General features: G+C 51.0%; 19 protein-coding genes and 1 pseudogene. 5 read left to right on the forward strand and 15 right to left on the reverse strand.

Features of this window, described 5'->3' with window-relative positions; translation table 11 throughout:
* Both repA and KGP24_RS23355 read left to right on the forward strand, forming a co-directional pair.
* Positions 1 to 1,014 carry a plasmid replication initiator RepA gene (repA, locus tag KGP24_RS23350; protein ID WP_181368425.1) on the forward strand — a complete coding sequence of 338 codons (1,014 nt, stop codon included), beginning with the start codon at positions 1 to 3 and terminating at the stop codon, positions 1,012 to 1,014.
* 887 nt (positions 1,015 to 1,901) lie between these two features.
* Positions 1,902 to 2,704: pseudogene (locus tag KGP24_RS23355) on the forward strand (DUF4225 domain-containing protein).
* Here the strand turns inward: KGP24_RS23355 and KGP24_RS23360 are convergent.
* From KGP24_RS23360 to KGP24_RS23370, 3 genes are all read right to left on the reverse strand, one after another.
* A complete protein-coding gene (locus tag KGP24_RS23360; RefSeq protein WP_223538127.1) occupies positions 2,682 to 3,005 on the reverse strand; it encodes a hypothetical protein in 324 nt (107 codons plus the stop codon). The pseudogene KGP24_RS23355 and the gene KGP24_RS23360 sit on opposite strands and share 23 nt — an antisense overlap.
* Before the next feature lie 14 nt (positions 3,006 to 3,019).
* Positions 3,020 to 3,790 carry a TraX family protein gene (locus KGP24_RS23365; RefSeq protein ID WP_223563583.1) on the reverse strand — a complete coding sequence of 257 codons (771 nt, stop codon included), beginning with the start codon at positions 3,788 to 3,790 and terminating at the stop codon, positions 3,020 to 3,022.
* 390 nt (positions 3,791 to 4,180) lie between these two features.
* Entirely contained in the window at positions 4,181 to 4,705 is a 525-nt protein-coding gene (locus KGP24_RS23370) for a hypothetical protein (protein ID WP_316045621.1), read from the reverse strand.
* 141 nt (positions 4,706 to 4,846) lie between these two features.
* Here KGP24_RS23370 and KGP24_RS23375 point away from each other — a divergent pair, with 141 nt between their 5' ends.
* From KGP24_RS23375 to KGP24_RS23385, 3 genes are all read left to right on the forward strand, one after another.
* Complete coding sequence (locus KGP24_RS23375) at positions 4,847 to 5,107, forward strand: type II toxin-antitoxin system ParD family antitoxin (RefSeq protein WP_223563584.1); 261 nt, start codon at positions 4,847 to 4,849, stop codon at positions 5,105 to 5,107.
* The gene (locus KGP24_RS23380; protein ID WP_223538134.1) at positions 5,094 to 5,390 is read left to right on the forward strand and encodes a type II toxin-antitoxin system RelE/ParE family toxin; all 297 of its coding nucleotides are present in this window, start codon (positions 5,094 to 5,096) and stop codon (positions 5,388 to 5,390) included. The genes KGP24_RS23375 and KGP24_RS23380 overlap by 14 nt, the downstream gene beginning before the upstream one ends.
* A 1,867-nt stretch (positions 5,391 to 7,257) precedes the next feature.
* Positions 7,258 to 7,830, forward strand: coding sequence for a tyrosine-type DNA invertase (locus KGP24_RS23385; RefSeq protein WP_223563585.1), 573 nt, complete (start codon positions 7,258 to 7,260; stop codon positions 7,828 to 7,830).
* Between the two features lie 207 nt (positions 7,831 to 8,037).
* On the opposite strand, the gene KGP24_RS23390 is transcribed toward KGP24_RS23385, so the two are convergent.
* The 12 genes from KGP24_RS23390 to KGP24_RS23445 all read right to left on the reverse strand — a co-directional run bounded on the left by KGP24_RS23390 (position 8,038) and on the right by KGP24_RS23445 (position 17,725).
* Positions 8,038 to 8,643, reverse strand: a complete 606-nt coding sequence (locus KGP24_RS23390; RefSeq protein ID WP_223563586.1) for an NAD(P)-binding domain-containing protein — start codon at positions 8,641 to 8,643, stop codon at positions 8,038 to 8,040.
* Between the two features lie 57 nt (positions 8,644 to 8,700).
* Complete coding sequence (locus KGP24_RS23395; RefSeq protein WP_245403377.1) at positions 8,701 to 8,997, reverse strand: ATP-dependent Clp protease proteolytic subunit; 297 nt, start codon at positions 8,995 to 8,997, stop codon at positions 8,701 to 8,703.
* A 422-nt stretch (positions 8,998 to 9,419) separates the two neighbouring features.
* Positions 9,420 to 10,058: a GNAT family N-acetyltransferase gene (locus KGP24_RS23400; protein ID WP_223563587.1), complete on the reverse strand. Its 639-nt coding sequence runs from the start codon at positions 10,056 to 10,058 to the stop codon at positions 9,420 to 9,422.
* A 294-nt stretch (positions 10,059 to 10,352) separates the two neighbouring features.
* Positions 10,353 to 10,730, reverse strand: a complete 378-nt coding sequence (locus tag KGP24_RS23405; protein ID WP_223563588.1) for a hypothetical protein — start codon at positions 10,728 to 10,730, stop codon at positions 10,353 to 10,355.
* A gap of 27 nt (positions 10,731 to 10,757) precedes the next feature.
* Positions 10,758 to 11,543: an SDR family oxidoreductase gene (locus KGP24_RS23410; RefSeq protein WP_223563589.1), complete on the reverse strand. Its 786-nt coding sequence runs from the start codon at positions 11,541 to 11,543 to the stop codon at positions 10,758 to 10,760.
* 76 nt (positions 11,544 to 11,619) lie between these two features.
* Positions 11,620 to 12,048, reverse strand: coding sequence for a DUF1398 family protein (locus tag KGP24_RS23415; RefSeq protein ID WP_223563590.1), 429 nt, complete (start codon positions 12,046 to 12,048; stop codon positions 11,620 to 11,622).
* 78 nt (positions 12,049 to 12,126) lie between these two features.
* Positions 12,127 to 12,822: a hypothetical protein gene (locus KGP24_RS23420; protein ID WP_223563591.1), complete on the reverse strand. Its 696-nt coding sequence runs from the start codon at positions 12,820 to 12,822 to the stop codon at positions 12,127 to 12,129.
* A 216-nt stretch (positions 12,823 to 13,038) separates the two neighbouring features.
* Positions 13,039 to 14,565 (reverse strand): EAL domain-containing protein, encoded by a 1,527-nt coding sequence (locus tag KGP24_RS23425; protein WP_223563592.1) that lies wholly within the window; start codon positions 14,563 to 14,565, stop codon positions 13,039 to 13,041.
* A 62-nt stretch (positions 14,566 to 14,627) separates the two neighbouring features.
* Positions 14,628 to 15,932, reverse strand: a complete 1,305-nt coding sequence (locus KGP24_RS23430; RefSeq protein WP_223563593.1) for an FKBP-type peptidyl-prolyl cis-trans isomerase N-terminal domain-containing protein — start codon at positions 15,930 to 15,932, stop codon at positions 14,628 to 14,630.
* A 44-nt stretch (positions 15,933 to 15,976) separates the two neighbouring features.
* Positions 15,977 to 16,456 carry a hypothetical protein gene (locus KGP24_RS23435; protein ID WP_223563594.1) on the reverse strand — a complete coding sequence of 160 codons (480 nt, stop codon included), beginning with the start codon at positions 16,454 to 16,456 and terminating at the stop codon, positions 15,977 to 15,979.
* Between the two features lie 5 nt (positions 16,457 to 16,461).
* Complete coding sequence (locus KGP24_RS23440; RefSeq protein WP_223563595.1) at positions 16,462 to 17,046, reverse strand: hypothetical protein; 585 nt, start codon at positions 17,044 to 17,046, stop codon at positions 16,462 to 16,464.
* Positions 17,047 to 17,215: 169 nt separating this feature from the next.
* Positions 17,216 to 17,725, reverse strand: coding sequence for a hypothetical protein (locus KGP24_RS23445; protein ID WP_223563596.1), 510 nt, complete (start codon positions 17,723 to 17,725; stop codon positions 17,216 to 17,218).
* Positions 17,726 to 17,753 lie beyond the last annotated feature (28 nt).

The raw sequence follows: 17,753 nt of genomic DNA on the forward strand, positions 1-17,753 counted from the left end.
GTGAATGACAATCAGATTTCTGTTCACTGGTCAGATCTACCGAAAGATGAGCTAACCCGTTTCTGGCAGGATGTCGATGCCGGCACTCAGGGTAATTTCCTCATTGCACCGGTAAAAAAACTGACCCGCCGCAAACGCGGTGAGCATTCTACAAAAGCCAAATGTGAGAACCCGGCCTGGTATCGCCCGGAGCATTATAAAAAGCTCTCCGGACAGCTCGGTCATGCATACAATCGCCTGGTGAAAAAAGACAAAGAAACCGGGCAGGTCAGCCTGCGCATGCATGTTTCTCGTCACCCTCTCTATGTCGCCGGCCGCCGTAAGGCAGGACGTAAATATGGCTTCCGTCCGGAACGTCAGCGCCTGCTAGATGCGCTCTGGCCAGTGCTCATCAGCTTCTGTGATGCCGGCAAGCATACCGTCGGCATGTGTATCTCCCGTCTTGCAAAAGAGCTGAGTGCAAAGGACGCCAAAGGCAATGTCATTCCGGAAACGGAGGTGACGGTGTCACGCCTTTCACGGCTTATTGAGGAACAGGTACGGTTTGGCGTTCTTGGCCTTGTGGAAGAACGCACCTGGGATCGTGAATCCCGCTCCTGGCTGCCAACGTATGTCTATATCACCCCCGTGGGATTTCAGATGCTGGGCGTCGATATGGGCAAGCTGTTTAAAGAGCAGGAGAAGAAGCTCCGCCAGAGCGCCGAGCGTGAGCAGCTGATCCGGGAAGGGGTAATGAGCGAACATGATGATGTTCAACCCCATTGCGCGCGGAAATGCTGGTCCGGCCGTAAGCGCCGGGAGGCACTCGTTTACCGCCGCAAAAAAGGCGCGGAGCGTAAACGTGCCAACAATCTGATTAAGCTGCCGGCAGATGAACGACTCCATGCAATATCTGAATGGATTTACCGCACCCTGCCGCCTGACGAAGCGTACTGGTGCACATCTGAGCGCCTGAAGGCTCTGGCCATCCAGCATCTTTACCAGCTGGATCTGGCGCTTTCTCCACCTGACTAGTCACAGACGAAACAACAGTTTTCTGTTTACAGGCCCCTCTCCGGGGCTTTTCGTGCTGGTTTTTTTCGGCCATTCTGCTCATTTTTCATCCTTTACTCCTTTCTCCTTCCGGTCACTATGACGTTCTGCCGGTCGTTATGGTTCGCAATGGCCATCGTCTCTTTTTTTTACACAGAAATCCGCAAACAAATAAGTGAAGTAACGCGGAAATGAATAAAAGAGATTCCGCAAAACAATCTTACTTCAGCTTTTTTATCTCTCTGTTCATTACATTCCAGAGTAGATCTTTGTCTTCGGCAACTCTGTGGATAACGTAAAATGCCTTCGCATGCAGCGGCCTCACGGCCGCGCGCTCAGAAGGAAATCAAAAGTACCTCCCGTCGCAAGCGCCGGGCACCGTTCTCGCCAGAACCAGGCACCGCATACATACCTGACCCCTGCTAAACCGACGCCGCCCCGGCCCGAAGGGCCGGAACACCCTCGCTTTAAGAGAGATGTTGTAACTAGAAGTAAGAGCTGCTGCAGTTAGCGTCGCGGCAAGCCCGCTATACACGCTCGTAAGCGCCTCACGGCGCTAACGCGGAGATACAGCCCGTCAGCGGCCTCTGGCCTCGACGGGCTCACTCCGACCGCGCACGTCACCATCAGGCGTGGCGGTTACAGGATATGGCTTTGCAGGGTAAGGGATGGGATAGGCAGAATCTTTCAAACCGCAGCGGCTTACGCCGGTCACGGCGCCCATCGGCATTCTCTCCCTGTCTAGCCTCAGCTGGCGCCTCCATGCCGCGATGCGGCATCAGTGAGTTCTGCAGGACAGCGTGCCCATTTTTTGTTGTCAAAATCGTTTCGGGAATATGCTTTCAGAAACAGATAAGCGAGACGATAAAATGGACACGTTGCTTTTACCCGGCCAGAATCCCCGTGCCTGGGCGGAAACCATGATCAACCTGGAGGCCAGGAAACTGGTTAACACGGCAAACACGGTGGCGGCTATGCATCTCCAGGATGGTTTTATCCGGATTCAGTTTGTGGATGAGATCAGGGCATTCATCATGGCCCAGTTTGAGGCCGCACGCCGGGCAAAAACGGATGATGACTGTATGGCCTGTCTGCGTGCCTTACGGGCTGAAAATACCAGCCTGCTGGAGCAGTCCCGATCGCTCAGAACCGGCTATGCAAAACTTTATGCTGAGGTGAAGGTTGTCCGGGACGATAACAAAATTGTGGGCTACATCATTTCAGCGGTCGACGTCGTGGTGGCCGGTGCGGCCATCTTTGGTGGGACGTCATGATGTCCTCAATGACGCCGGTGGGCGTGGTGGCCGGCGCGGTGATTGTCGTAAATGGCTTTAACACGATTTCACGGGAAGCCGCGCACAACCTCCTCGGTGATAAGCAGACGGAGGGAATATTCGCTGACGGCTCGATGGAGATCGCTGAATTTCTTGGCTTCAGCCGGCAGCAGGGGCTGGGGACGTATAAGGCTGTCACACTATTCAGCGAAGTCTACGGCGCGTATGGCCTGAGACTGAAACCCGAAGCACAACGGCTGTGGTACTGGACCAGGCCCGATTTCTTCAGGAAAGTATCCGGAACGCCACGTCCCGCAATGGCGCTTAAAATTGCGGGATGGGGAGTTAAAGCCAAAGTGGCGCTTGATTTACTGACTATTGAACCTTCCGGGAAATAGTCTTCTGCAGGCGGAATGCTTTCCAGCCCAGTACAGGTGGGAAGGTCACCCAGGCAATGATCAGGACAACAAGGGAACTCATGCTCCCGGAAAGAATGTGTGTCCTGCTGCCGGGAATGAGGGTGACCAGCATAACCAGAACCAGCGCGACAGTGATCCATACCGACACCCGGAAGCGCCGTGAGAGCGCATCGATGAGATGCTGCATGGTGCCTCCGCCTGCTGCAAGCCGGCCCTGTAAATTGTCCACTTCGCTTTTGCTGAAACCTGCCTCAAGCAGCTCTTTCTCACTGATAGCCATCACGTCCTCCCTAATCAGGCGAAAGTATACTGTACCATACCAATAATCCCTAGGTGACCGGCGTAAGCATAATAAAAGAAATTACGCGGCATGAAACGTCTGCGGCCCTCCGGACAGATTTGCCTGCAGAATGAAACCCCTGCCAGGGGGAATGCCAGAGTAGGCAGCGTGGCCAGTAATAATGTTTCTGCGGGCATATCCAGGAGATGTGATAACCCGTTTAAACAAATCAGTGACAGCACGGCAGTGATGGCTGCCAGCCGCTGCACTCCGGGTGTATCGCTGCCAGAAACCGTTGCCATACTGATGGCCAGCGTTATTCCTGCCAGCCCGTAACTTGCCGGCTGCAGGGGCCAAATCATAAGGGCCAGGAGCAGATACCCGGCAAGCATTCCTTTCCGGCCGTGCCGGTACTGCAGGGCAAGCAGCTGCGTGACGCCTGCAAACACGAACAGAATGTTCAGGGCCCACCAGGGCTGTTGATTTTGGAAGGCCAGGCTGAACACCGGCTGCGTTATGACTGCCCAGATCCACAGACGATAGGCTCTCTTCTGCAGTCGTTCCGGGGTACGCTGTACGTTCATAGCCCATATAAGCGTGAACAGGGGGAAGGCCATCCGGCCAAGCGCATACATCACCGGCAAGGCTGACGACAGAAACACCGTATTGGTGTGGTCGATAATCATGGCCAGAAGTGCGAGAAGTTTGACCATATCGAGTGCAGCGGGACTGAGCTGGCTGGCGTTCCGGATAGCGGGAAGAACGTCGGGTAATGAATGATTCATGCTGTATATTCCCCTGGCGACACGCGGTTAACAGCCAGCCCTGAACATAATGCCAGAATGCCCTGCCGGTTTGCGTTGTGACCCTGACCCTGAGTTTCTCCAGAATCTTGCGCACCGCAAATTCTGATTTATCACGCAGCACGCGCATTGCACCTGCCACATCCTTATTCTGAATACAGATATTTAAAATATGAAAATCGTTCATGACACTCCCTTCCTTACTATATATATCGGCAAAGATATTGATATATTTAAATTAAGGAGTGTAATTGTTTATTATTTTACCATAGTTTGTAGGAGCAGCTTTTTATAATTATAAAACATGCTGCTGCAAAATAACTTCATATACATCTCAACCTAAACCTAAACCTAAACCTAAACCTAAACCGATTATTCCTGGCTGATATCCGAAGAGGGAGCAGGATGAAGCTTTGCATAATCTTCTCGAAGCGATTTTGCCGCGGGTTTCCAGGCTTTAGCCCACTCATCATCCATTCTTCCTACACCAACAAACTTCAGTGCGACAGCATAGGGAGTGCGCCCTTGCTGTTTTGAAAGCCACAGGATGTGATCATCAATTCTGTCATCAGGTATATCGTCGATAATGGAATGGATAACATCGAGGTCCTCTGCCAGCCACGGCTTTCCAGTTCGGGGAAACACCAGGTCCGGTTCGCGCGGTTTCTTTACCTTCTCGTTTTTGGCGATCTGTCTGGCTTCTTTCTCCGCAGAAATGAGTCGTAGTCGCTCCTTAAGCCCACCCAGTGTGGCAACCGTTTTAGTTAAATTTTCTCGCTGTTCGCGAGTAATACTTTGCTCATCACAGATCAGGTCGTTCAGGGTATCGATGAGTGCATCCACCCGATTTTCTGTTAATTTCATTTCCAGTTCTCGCTTAAGGCTACAACTCAGCATTCTATTAGATATCTATCTGATTTCGCATCCGTGTTGATCTCATAAATGCAGCCCATAGTCTCGATCACTGAGCATGGAAGCCTGATGCTAAAATGATATACTGATGTAAGAACAAATCTTACATAATGAAACGGAGGGGTTATGGCCCGTACAATGACGGTGGACGTGGGTGATGAGCTGCGTGAATTTATCGATTCCCTGGTTAAGGCCGGTGATTACCGTACCCAGAGCGAGGTCATGCGTGACGCGCTGCGTCTGCTGCGCGAGAAGCAGGCCGAATCGCGCCTTCAGGAACTGCGCGATCTGCTGGCCGAAGGGATCAGCAGCGGCGAGCCGAAACCATGGAACAAGGATGCCTTCCTGAATAATGTCAGGGCCAGGGTGGCAAATGAAAGAGATTGAGCTGACACCGAAAGCTGAAGAAGATCTGGAAGCAATCTGGGACTACAGCTTCCGACAGTTCGGGATTGTTCAGGCGGATGCGTATATCGGGCGTATAGCCGCAGTGTTAGATGTGCTGGCCATGCATGATATCGGCACGCATCGCGCAGAGCTGGGAGAGGATATCTGCTCGCTGCCGGTGGAACAGCACATGATCTATTTTGTGTCATCACATTCGATGGTTACGATCATACGTATTCTCAGCCAGTCTCAGGATACGGCGCGGCATGAACCCTGGAGATAACTGAATAGATAGAATGGCAATTAAATCAAATACTTAGTTCGTGTAATCTATCTTATGTTAAATATCAATAAGTTGAATCATTCATATATCATGAGATGATGTGTTTGTCGTTCAGTTAAATAAAATCAGCGACACCTGGGCGGACCTGTGGGTGTCACTGCACTGACTCCGGGCAGAAGCAAAAGTCATTAACCAGCTACGCCATGCAGACATTACCGGTGACCATATCATCATACACCAGGGTACCGGTGCAATAGAAAAGACAGGCATGATTTTCATCCCTCCGGCTGCCATGGAAATTTTCCGCAGGCGCTAGACGTTATATCCCGGCGACATATATATTCCAGAGCCATTCCAACAGAGTGAAGTCCCGGATAAAACCAATGACCCTCATAGCGTTTAACAGGGCGCTGAAACTAGCCTCGGAGGGCATTACCCGGGTCAACGTCACCCGTAAGAGTGCGAGAAAAGTCCATTTAGCGATGCATCCGGATCCCACTATCCATGACTGGAGAGTGTTCACGGGTTACCCCTAGCCATCAGTGGATCACGCATATGCACGACCGTGCGCATCTGCGTTTAATTTAACGGGCACTCCCTTCCTTATAACAATATCCCCGACAGTGTTTTTAAACAGTCACTAAACCAGAAGCAATTATTTAAGTCACTCCCGAAACAGATAGCTGGTTATTTATTTTTCAGAAAGTGCGCTGAGATTTAACAACAAACGAGAAAGCCATCTTAACATATTGTTTATGATTGATTTTATACGTATCCACCTCATTATAAGGAAGGTGATATTTCACGACCACTGACATTGCCCTGATGCTCAATCAATAGAATAACGCTGTTATCGTAAGATAATCTATCCCTTGTCATAACTTTTTCTCTTAGGGGTAATTTAGTGACAGAGATGACTAAATCTTCATTTGCTCACCCTCAGGCTGACATTAAATATGTTAAACAAATCACACCGTTCAGAATATATTTTCTGGCAACATTGACGAGTGAGAATCCAGCTATACCCCCCCTATTTGAAGATACAATTTATTAAATATATAACCAGTACAATTCTTTTTACATTAAACATAAATCAGGCATCAAACATCATAGTTAACGCCCCTCCAGACACTCACTAAAGAGTTTAATTAGATATATTATTTTCGCTAGCAACTCAGTTGCCATGACAATTAACCTTAAAAATCACACTAATTAATGCACTACACACATCGAAAACTTAGATATACGAGCCGTAAAGACACATTACAAAAATAATGAAATAACATTATAATGCCTGCATGCATCTTCATTTATTCTAATGCAAACCACCAGTAAATCCACACATGCCAAAACATGAAACTATTAAGGCATGTTTATAAAGACGAAACCATTTGGCTTACAATGACAAAGTCTTTCTGAAAAATTCATACTCTCAACTTTCTTTCAGGGACTAACTTAGAAAACACAGCCGGTTAACACAAGCCTTAACAAACAGACTCCTGCTTAGAACACAATGGATAACTTCTTAATTCGCCACAGGGAATAAGCAAAATCTTTTCCAGGCACGATTGCACCCGCAATTCAAAAAACATAAAAAACCATAATAATACCCTGAAAAACCACCTTCTTCAACATACAAATAAAGGTTTGTAAAGAAAATGTAAATAAATGAATTACATTTGTAATGCATACAAAAAAAATCTATATACCACTTTATGATTACACAACTAAAAGATAAAAAATCCGGACTAAAAATTACTAACCTCCCGACATTACCGAACCATCAATCATGGCATACACGAGAAGTCCACACACTCAATACAGTGGCATGCTTTAACAATAGTCTGCTTTATCTAACGGAGATTCAATGAAGCGTCGTTACTTAACCCATCATGAAGTTTTATTGATTATGAAAGCTACTTCTTTTTGTCAGCACGAAATCAGAGACAGATGTATGGTTCTGATGTGCTATATACACGGACTACGCGTTAGTGAATTAACAGGTTTAAAAATCTCAGACATTGACTTAATTACAGGTGCCATTTACATGCGTCGTTTGAAAAAAGGTTTAAACACAATGCATCCTCTACAAGCCACTGAAATAACTCTGCTGAAAGAATGGTTAAGTATTCGCAATAAATACAGAAAAAACAGCAACCCTGACTGGTTATTCCTTTCTGCTTCCGGAACCCGGTTAACAAGACAATCCTTTTATAAAATGTTGCGAAAATATGCGATTCTGGCAGGCCTGCCGGTTCCCGCTAACCCTCACATGCTCCGCCATGCGTGCGGTTTCTCTTTAGCGGACCAGGGTATGGATACCAGGCTAATCCAGGATTATCTTGGTCATCGTAACATCCGTCATACTGTACATTATACTTCAACTAATGCAGCCAGATTTTCAAGAGCATGGGAAAAAACCCAACTCTATGAATGCTAAATGGTTGCCCACTGAAAAACATATTAAGACATTGACATATTAAGCTGACTTCAAGTTCACTGTAATAGACATTCCTGAAATAAATATCTTACGCCCGTTACCCCGGACAAGGCTGAGAGCCTGTCCGGGCTGGAGTGATTTAATTTACGATCAAACACGCATTCTTCATAGGTTCACAATATTTTTATTTACCAATATATGTCTGTTTCACTGATTTTTATGATAAATAAATGCAGCATGAGTTCCTCCACCTCCTGCTACTGCAATATGAATATTGAGATGCGCCATTGCCTCCAGGTATCTCGCTGTAAAGAGAGCGCCGGTATCGAGTGGCTCAAAGCCTATATCCGAGGCAAGAGTAATGACTTTTTGGCGGGCTTCAGTATCATCACCAGCCACAAAAGCGGTAATTTTTAAGCCTGAACGCAGCTGACGCTCCGGCACCATCACATCCGCAAAGACAGTATTGAAGGCTTTCACCAGCCTGGCGTCAGGGAGAAGCCCTGCCAGCACTTCACCAGCCGATCTATTTTCACCGGGTACCAGTGGAGACCAGTCCGGGTTCAGCGGGTTAGTACAGTCGATTACCAGCTTACCCGCGGTCAGTGGCGCAATACTTTTCATGATGTCGACAGCAACAGTATAAGGCAGGGCAATCAGTATCGCCTCCGCTCCTGAGGCACCTTCAGCGAAAGTATGTCTGTTTTCATCAGCAGTACGACGACCACACAGCATAGTTTCATATCCGGCGCCGGTCAGCAGATTGTTCATATGAATCCCGACATTGCCTGTACCAAAAATTGCAACTTTCATGCATACCTCAGCCTTATTTAGATAGTTTTCTTTTGACAGAGCGAACAAATTATTACGTTAAAGATCATCTTCGCTCCACAAGGAGCACTGTTTGTAGACATATCTGAAGATGTCATTGAACTTTTTGGCACGTTCATAAAGCTGACTGATATCATTTGGCTGCAGATATCCCTTGTCGTTGTTCTCCCGTACTGCAGCCGGATGCAGGAGAAAACGGGCAGCCGGGAAGGTCAGCCTTTCCCCGGCGGCACAGTACAGAAGCGTGGCAGCAGACCCCGTCATGTACAGATTGATGGTGGTGACCGCCGTGCGGGAACTGCGTATCGCTTCATACGCCATATATCCACTGTCCATATCGCCCCCGGCTGTTGTTATAAATCCAGATACGCTTCAGATCGGTCCATGTAGCGTTGATTTCTTCCAGAGAAGAAATCAGCTCCGTAATGCCCTTTTCCGTGACATCCCCGATGTAGTAAATCTTAACGGAACTGATATCTTTTTTTCTCCGGACCGTCGGTGCCTGTAACGGTTACCGAGGCCTGCAGACAGACCGGAAAAGCCAGTGTCAATATCATCAAAATTATGGTTTTCATTTCAGCATTCCGGTGTCGGCATGGTCTCAGGAGAGGCGTAACCTCCACAATTTTTCCGGATTGACTTAAATTAAGCTTGTCCGATATTTTTTTAAAATTACCCGTAAGGAGCCAACCCCGAGTGGCTTTGCTGACCGAGGTCAGTTCATACGGGCCCTCCGTCTCCTGCCGCACATTGACCGTTCATACACAGACGCTATAACCTGTGGGCAACACATCCGATAACACGTTTTTAAATCCCCACTCCTCACGACAGGCTCCTGTCAGCATGATCATGGTTTTATCCACCTTTCGACAGCGTTCCTGCGCATCCCTGATCCCGGCCCACATCATTAGCCCGGCCGGACTGAATCCCGAAGCACCGGGATGGTGTCCGCCATTAGCTACATCAAAATAGATGTTTCGGTCACTTTCACCGCACAACACCAGATCCAGTGTACAGGGTGCACCTGCGTGAAATAGCACATTGCCGGTGAGCATTTCCGGTACAGAACCTAGCAGTGCTGCGGTACGCCGCCGGTGAGTAAGACGGTCAGCCCATCCGCTATGCAAGCGGCTTAGCATCGCATACAGCTCGGCTATCTCTGAAGGAGAGATATCGGCCAGCCTGTAACAAACACCGCCCATAGCCAGAAGCTTTCGCCATTCATTACTCTGGACCGCATTAATTTCCGTGCTGAAACAAGCTTTTGCATGACACATACGTCGGTTCGCCGGGGATTTAAAAATTGCGTTCCTGATATTGTGTCGCAGGACCGGAGAGAGCCGGCCGCCCCTCTGCGGCAGCCAGACTTTCTGCCCGGGGGCAACCGGGAATATCACCTAATCCGACGACACCGGGTAAAGGTGACTGATATTGAGTCCCGTGCCGCCGCCATTAACCTGAAACAACGCAGCTGTCACACATCCCTGATGCCGGTACTGCCAGAACGTAAATTGCGCCCCGACTCCCGCATAAAAAAAAGAACGATTTCGGGGTGCATGTTGATGCTGCCGCCATACTTCCTGTAGGCCTGCGCATACGTATCAAAGCTGCACGCGGACCAGCCGGCGAGACGATGTCTCATTACTTTGTTTCTCACGGTTTAAGGGGGTATGTCGCGGCGCGACGGTTTTCTACAGACTCCACTTCAGGCCCGGAGCGTCTGCTCCGGGCCTGAACGTCACCGTACGGCGAATATAATCCACGTGGTACTGTGTCACCCCAAGTCGCCAGAGCTCTTCCAGAAACTCGCTGAACGATACCGTCCCCTCATACTGCCGGTTGACTGCCTGGCAAAGCAGGGTTTCACGAACTGGCAATCTGCCGGAGCTCCCGCTCAGGGGAACACCGTCAAGCGACATATGTCCTTTCCGCGTCAGGTACAGGCACTCACAGGATGGGAGACTCCAGGTCGCGCTGACGATCCCTGCGCCATACAGAATATCGGCAAAAAATGGGGCCCCCTGCTCCTTTACCCGAAACGTCAGCGCTTTACCGGATATTTTTTCCATTGTTCCTCCTGCTGATATATCCGGCATTTACTTCGTGGTGTAGCCGCCATTGACCAGCAGGGTCTGTCCGGTCATCCACCACCCTTCGCTGACCAGGAAGCGGATCCACGGTACGATATCGGCAATGTCGGTAAGCCCGGTCTGACTGAATGAAGAGAGGGCTGCTGCTGAACGGTGATAAGCCTGCGCTTCAGGGGTTTCCTGACCGTAAAAGAATGGCGTGTCCATCGGCCCCGGACCCAGAGCCGTTACAGAAATCCCCCGCTCTCCGGCCTCCTTCGCTGCCGCGCGCGTGAAATGCTCCACAGGCGCCTTAAGACCAGCATAGCTTGCGTAGTACGGCGTAAAGGCACCAAGCAGAGAAGTCACCAGGGTGCAGATTTTGCCATGATCATTGAGATGGCGCAGGGATGCCTGCAGGAAAAAGAATGCTGACTTTGCATTCACTGCACTCATGTCGTCGTATTCAGCTTCGGTTACCTCAACTATCGGTTTCTTTAGCACTTTCCCCACTGTGTTGATGGCAATGTCCGGTTTACCCACCGCAGAAATAGCCTCGCGAAACAGGTACTCAACGCCTGCAGCCGTGCGCAGGTCTGCCTGGATAGCGACAGCCTGAGCACCGGTAGCCCTGATAAAGGCAACCGTCACGTCCGCGTCCGCCATTGTGGCCGCACTGTTATAATGCACCACCACCGCCCGGGCCCCCTGACGGGCCATATCCCGGGCAATCAGCCCGCCGAGGTTTTTAGCTCCTCCTGCGATGAGGACGGTTTTTCCTTTAATACTGTGAAGATTATCTGAGACTGACATACTGACTTCCTGTTTGTAATTATCATGCTGTGCTGCGTACAGAAGAGCCTGTACGGCGATATCGATATCGACGCTTTCAGGCCGAAAACTGGCCTGCTGTCACATCCGGGTAATTCTCCTCCCAGATATCCCCGTTAAGACCGTAATAAGTCACCGTGCGGCTGACAAAATCCACCCTGTAGCTAACCACACCGGCCTGCCAGATGCGCATCAGAAACTCCCGGAAAGTCGTATTTCCGGCCTGATCTTCGCAGATAGCGGTCATAAGTTTTTTATCACTAAACGGAGGCACGTCCACCGGACTGTTCAGCAAAGGCTCCCCCGGGATAACCACGCAGCCCTCCTGCGTTTCATAAATCGACTGGCAGCCGGGTAATGTCCATGTATTGCTGAGAATACCTGTCCGGTGAAGCAGATTTGCCAGATGAGGAAAATGCCCCTCCCTGACCGGCAATTGTCTGGCCGCATCGAGCGCAGCCAGTATGCGCTTAACGTTGTTGCTCATTTGTTCTCCTTTCAAATATGATCCACCTGTACACCTATCCGTAATACCGTCCATTATTCCTGCACTCCACACGCAGGCTCATTTCCCGCTACTGCTGTCCTGAAAACCCGCCACACCACAACCCAGCAATCCCTGGAGAGAAGCTGCCCGGGCGTTACCGCAGACCACAGTGAGGCGGCCGCGCGCAGCCAGAAATGCAGTCTGAGCACGCAAAAGACTCACGCCTTCAGGCAGCAACTGCACCTCCTGTTGCAGAGCAGGAGAGAGCACCACGCCGCTAAACGGCGCAGCCAGGGCGGTCAGCAGTCCGGCATCTCCAGTGCCATACTGACCGAGCCAGACCGGGCAGACGCAGCTCAACTGGCTGACGGCAGGGTAACCGGCCTCACCCAGTGGCCCTGTGGTCTCCAGCGCAAGTACACCAGCCCCCTTCTGCAGGCAGGCCATCAGCTCTGAAGTGTGCAGACACAGCAGCATCGCCGGCAAACTAACCTGCACCCGTATACCCAGCGGTAGCGCACCGTATTTACTTCCACACTCCAGCGCGCCCGCAAATTGCCACTGCATCAGTCGAACGAGATCCGTTCGACTGGAGGTGGTGAGCAGCCCCGTCTGTGTCAGCTGAAAATGCCTACCATGACAGTCGGGCAATACCTGACAGGCGAATCCCTGCAACGTGCCATCCTCATCCAGAGTCCGCTGCCACACCACCGACAGCTGATGCCGAATACCATACAGCCGGACGTGTAACTGCTCAGGCCAGCGAAAGCTCATCTGTTCTCCTTTCCCGTCTGACGATCCGAAGGGCACGAAGCCTCTTCATTCAATGAGGACCACCGCACTCATCCCGCGCACGATGTAGCGCAGAACAGATATCAGCACGGGCATATGAACATCCAGCAGACACAACACCCAGCAGACACAACACCCTGCCATAACCAAGACGCTCAGCAACCAGAGCAGCATTCGTAGCATCCGTGCGACACCTTCTCACTCCTCGTCCTCTATGCCGGAGAAGCTCGCAGGTCCACCGAGTCGAAGCACAGCCTCTTCCAGTTCCCCGCCGATGACGGGTGGAGAAATATAAAACCCCTGAAAACTGCCCATCCCCATCTCTGCTAGGGCATTAAATTTTTCGCGGCTGTCCACTCCCTCAGCAATACACTGGCTACCCGTCAGCTGGCAGTAATAAATCAGTCCACGAATGAGGTTTTCGTCATGATGGTTATCCATAAAAGTGTCAATCAGCGACATATCCAGCTTGTATCCGCTGAACTGCACCTGCCTCACCGGAAACATCACACTTGCCTGTGAAAAGCAGTCATCAAGAAAAATCCGGTAACCCGCATCTCGCATTTCACGCACCGTATCAAGCGTTCCGGCATCCCGGTTAAGGTCGATAGTTTCAGCAAACTCCAGCACCAGGCGATCTGCCCACACCGGATCCCGCAGACGGCTGCGGGCCGTTTCTGCCATACGGAAAAGCGACCCGCTGTCGGCCACGCACGGGGGAACGTTAACGGCAAAATACAGTCGGCCGTCAAACTGATTAATTCGCTGAACCGCGGCATTAATGACAAAGGCAGTCAGCAGCATCCAGGTGTGCCGTGTACGTATCAGCGGCAGAAAATCTGCCGGCATCAGCACACGACCATCCCGTAGCCATCGTGTCAGCACCTCAAATCCCTGCACACGCATGGTTCTGTCCACTACCGGCTGATATACCGGAAAGACCTGTCCATCACGGATGGCCTGTCCGAAAATGAGCTCCTCTGCTGACGGAGCGAGAAGACTGGCTGCCTTCGCCCGTTGAACAGGCTGACGCAGCTTAATGGGGAGCCGCTCAGCCGCAGAAGGCAGTTGTGACATTAGTTTGGACAGACCCGAGCGACGCTGGGCATAAAGCGTCTTAAACGACATCACGGATGGATTTCTGATTTTGTTCCCGCTCATGTATTCCAGGGCAGCGTTCAGTTCACGGCCAGTCAGGGCCTCTGCCCGCCTGCCGGCTTGCTTTTCTTCGGCGACAGCCATCTGGCGCAGGGACTGGGCTGGATGCTTACCGCTGAGCAGATCTGCCAGCCTGCTGCATGGCATACTCGCTCTCCCGGCCATCAGGCTATGAGGCAGAACGGTACGTCCGGATAACCGCTGCAGCGTACGATACAGCCACGGTGCGCTAAAGTGACTCAGAATACTGATATGAGCGAAGGGAGCAGCCCGGCTGAGCAGATGTGCCAGCAGCTTCAGCATCAACAGCGCAGATACGGGCTCCCGGGGTATGAAGATCAGCACCTGACGATCTGCGGGGATTGTATCCAACAGAGCAATATCCTCTTCAGGTCGTTCTCCGCCCGGCACTATCACCTCAGCACGGCGACTGCGCCCCTGCGACTTCAGCAGAGCAGCCAGGCCGCGGGCAGCCATACGGCAGGGGGAAAGAATGCAGACTACGGAAGATACAGCCGGGCCGGCGGACTCTGCTTCACTGTGTGCTGTTACCATGCTATCAGTCATCACTGAACTCCATCTGAATCGTCACAGGCTGTTGTCCTGACCAGCCTTTTGATACCCGGCTATCAGGGGCTATCGACACCCTGAATGCGCAGGTTGTAAACCATTGTTGCGCCCGGAGGAATATCCGGCGGGTAACCCTTGTCGCCGTAGGCCAGCTCAGGGGGGACTACAAGGGTGATACTGCCATGATTTTTTAGCAGCCTTAGTGCCTTCTGAAACAGCCCAGGATAGGCATTCAGGGGCTGAGAGACATATGAACCTCGGGTATCCATATCATTAATCACCTGACCGCTTGTCAGGGACTCCTTCACTGAAACGGTGATAAAGTCGGTGTCCCTGAACGCCGTATCTCCGGCGTAGTCAACAAGGTACAGGAATCCGTCCGGATGTTTTTTCACGCCTTTACGACGGGCAAAATCCTGCCGGTAGGCCTCACCGACTTTCCGGGTATCCGCTACCAGCTTGCCCTGACGGGTTGCCACTGCCTTATCCTCTGCCAGTAACGTTTTCTTCAGTATGTCTTCAGGGAGTTGTAGTTGCCCTGTGAGGGTGTCCCGGATCCCGACCAGTGCCATCTCCCGATCAACATGAATACCTTCAGCTTCACGTGCTTTCAGCAGGGCGAGTATGTCGTCACCCAGTGAGGTACCAATCGCGTAGTCCCTGACGGCCGCAGGGCCTTCCGGCTTATGCCGCTTCGGGGCTTTGCGTGCCTCAGCCAGAGCCGTCTGTATCTTACTCAGCTCGTCCGTAAGAGAAGTCAGGGCCGCTGATTTCTCCTTAAGCTGCTCCGTCAGCGACTGCTGTTGTGCCATGCTTTCACGCTTATTATTGTCAAGACTACTGCGCAGCTGCGTGATTTCCTGCTCCTTTGCAGTAACCAAAGCCCCCTGTTTCTCAAGGGAAGCCTTTTCATCCTGAAGAGCTGTATTCTGGCTCTGTGCTTCCCGGAGCGTAGTGGTCAGGGACTGTACTTTATGACCGGCAACCTCTGCCACCGCCTTCTGTGCAGCCAGACTTTGTTCAAGCTCCTGCACTTTCCTGCGCAGCATCTCTGCCTGTCGAAGGTTCTCGTCCCGTTCATGGGTTAAAGCCGTCAGCGTTTCTGGCGCGACGGCGGCGGCCTGACGCGACAACTGCTCATTAAGCGTCACAATGGTCCGTCCGAGTTCGTCAATCCGCTTCCTCTGAACCTGGAGCTGACGCTGCAGACGCTGCAGATCGGGGCGGGCCGGGGATGAAGAGTTGGTGACCGGTATTTCGTCAGCCGGCACTTCTGCAGCCATCCCCAGCAAAGCCGGTATACCGTTATCCGCACCTGCCCGCGCTCCCGCCGGCATCAGGGAAGACAGCAGAAGGCAAACCATTACGGACACTCTTAACCGATTTTTTTTTGTTATTACCATGTGACTCACTGACCCCAGACCGCAGCATCCAGAGATACCACATAGGTATCTGCCGCTACGGACTGATTCCCCGCAGCGGTCAGAACGCTGATGTCAAGACGACCGGCACCGTTATCCGCCACAAACCAGCCCGGATAACCGGCAGAGAGGGTGGCTGGTGCCACAGAACTCACCTGCAGACGGTTATCAGAAAAACTCTTACCGGTCAGGGTACGTTGATTGCCACTCCCGTCCCGGGCCTCACTGCCTGACGGAGACCAGCGATAAGCTACAGGTCCTCCTGTCGCAATGGCTACAGCCGTGGCTATGACGCGCGAATTATGTATACCTGCCTGGAGGGCACTGACAGGTGTAACCGTGACAGCGGCTGTCCCCGTTTCCCGGAACACGACATCCGCAGTTCCGGTCACAATCGAAGAGATCGGGACGGCCTGCAGTGAAAATGCTGGCAGACACAGGGCTGCTGCAAGAACGGTTTTATTCATGATAATTATCCTTTTGTCCGGGAGCCGGCCAGGCTTTCTGCTCGCGTCATCAGCCCTTCAGCGACGTCCTGCGAGATGCGAAGGCACAACTGCTTTGTGCGGTACTGGTACAGCGGATCAAGCGTTTCACGGGTGGCCTGATCCACACTCCCGCGAACCCGTGCATAGACGGCTGCGTTACGCAGAAGTGCATCAAATTCACTTCGCCGCTTTGCATAAGCTGTACTGCTGATAAGGCTGAGTGCCGACAGCCCGGCTTTACAGGCCTCAAGCTCCGGGTCGGTTGCAGCATTTCCCGCCGGTATAATGGCTTTCTTATCCACGGCCCGTTTTTCATTCACACTATATTTTTGCGGGGCTGCCGCTGATACACCCGGTAACTCTCTGACAGGCTTCTGGTTTACATTACAGCCAGTCAATAGTCCTATAAATATTACCAAATGCACCGGAGCACAGCGAAAAATACAAACCATGGAGACAATCCTTTTTATTTGTAAAAATTGCCGAAACCCTGAACCCCGAACAATCAAATAAGCCCGAAGACTTACCCCAAATAGAATACCGGCATCTACAGCATCAATAATAGCCAACCCTTCAATATTTTAAACTTGCCCCCCTCATTCCTTCTCAAATTAAAAACAAAAAATAAAATAAAAAACCAGAGAAGATACTGATTGAGACAGCATCGATTTAAATCATTATTTCTGAACGACGTGCCTGTGCTTTTAAAATACCAGACAGACACGTCAAATAATTGCTTCAGAACTGCCAGACAGCAGCATCTACAGACAATGGATAAGTCCCCACCGCTATAGTTTGGTTGTTTATGGTATTTATCGTTCCCCTTAAGGTTGATTGTCCCTGAGGACAAACAGCCCAGCCCGAATCAACAGTTGTATTACTCCAGTTACATTTTTCACTTAAGTATAAGAAAATAGTCAAAGAGATAGTGTTGTTACTGTTAGTGGTACTTGTTGCTACACCTGTTCCAACATTACCATTTGTTTTCATAATCGTCGGGTTTAGTCGAAACGCGACAGTACCAGCAGTCGCCGAAGCATCCCAGTCAGCCACTTTAGTTCCAGACTGATAAGTTGAAGCCAAAAGAGTGGTGACGGGCGTGAGGCTCAGGGTGACCTGCCCTGTGGTATTCACCACAATATTTTCCTGAGCAGTGGCAACAGTACTGGCCTCAGCAGCGATAGCTGCCGAGAACGGAAGCATAATCACCGCCATGCCTGAGGCCAGATATTTCGTTAATTTGTTCATAATTCGTACCTCTTATGCGTCGGTATAT

Origin of the sequence: Enterobacter sp. JBIWA008 (assembly GCF_019968765.1) — a bacterium.
In the GTDB taxonomy this organism is placed as follows: domain Bacteria; phylum Pseudomonadota; class Gammaproteobacteria; order Enterobacterales; family Enterobacteriaceae; genus Enterobacter.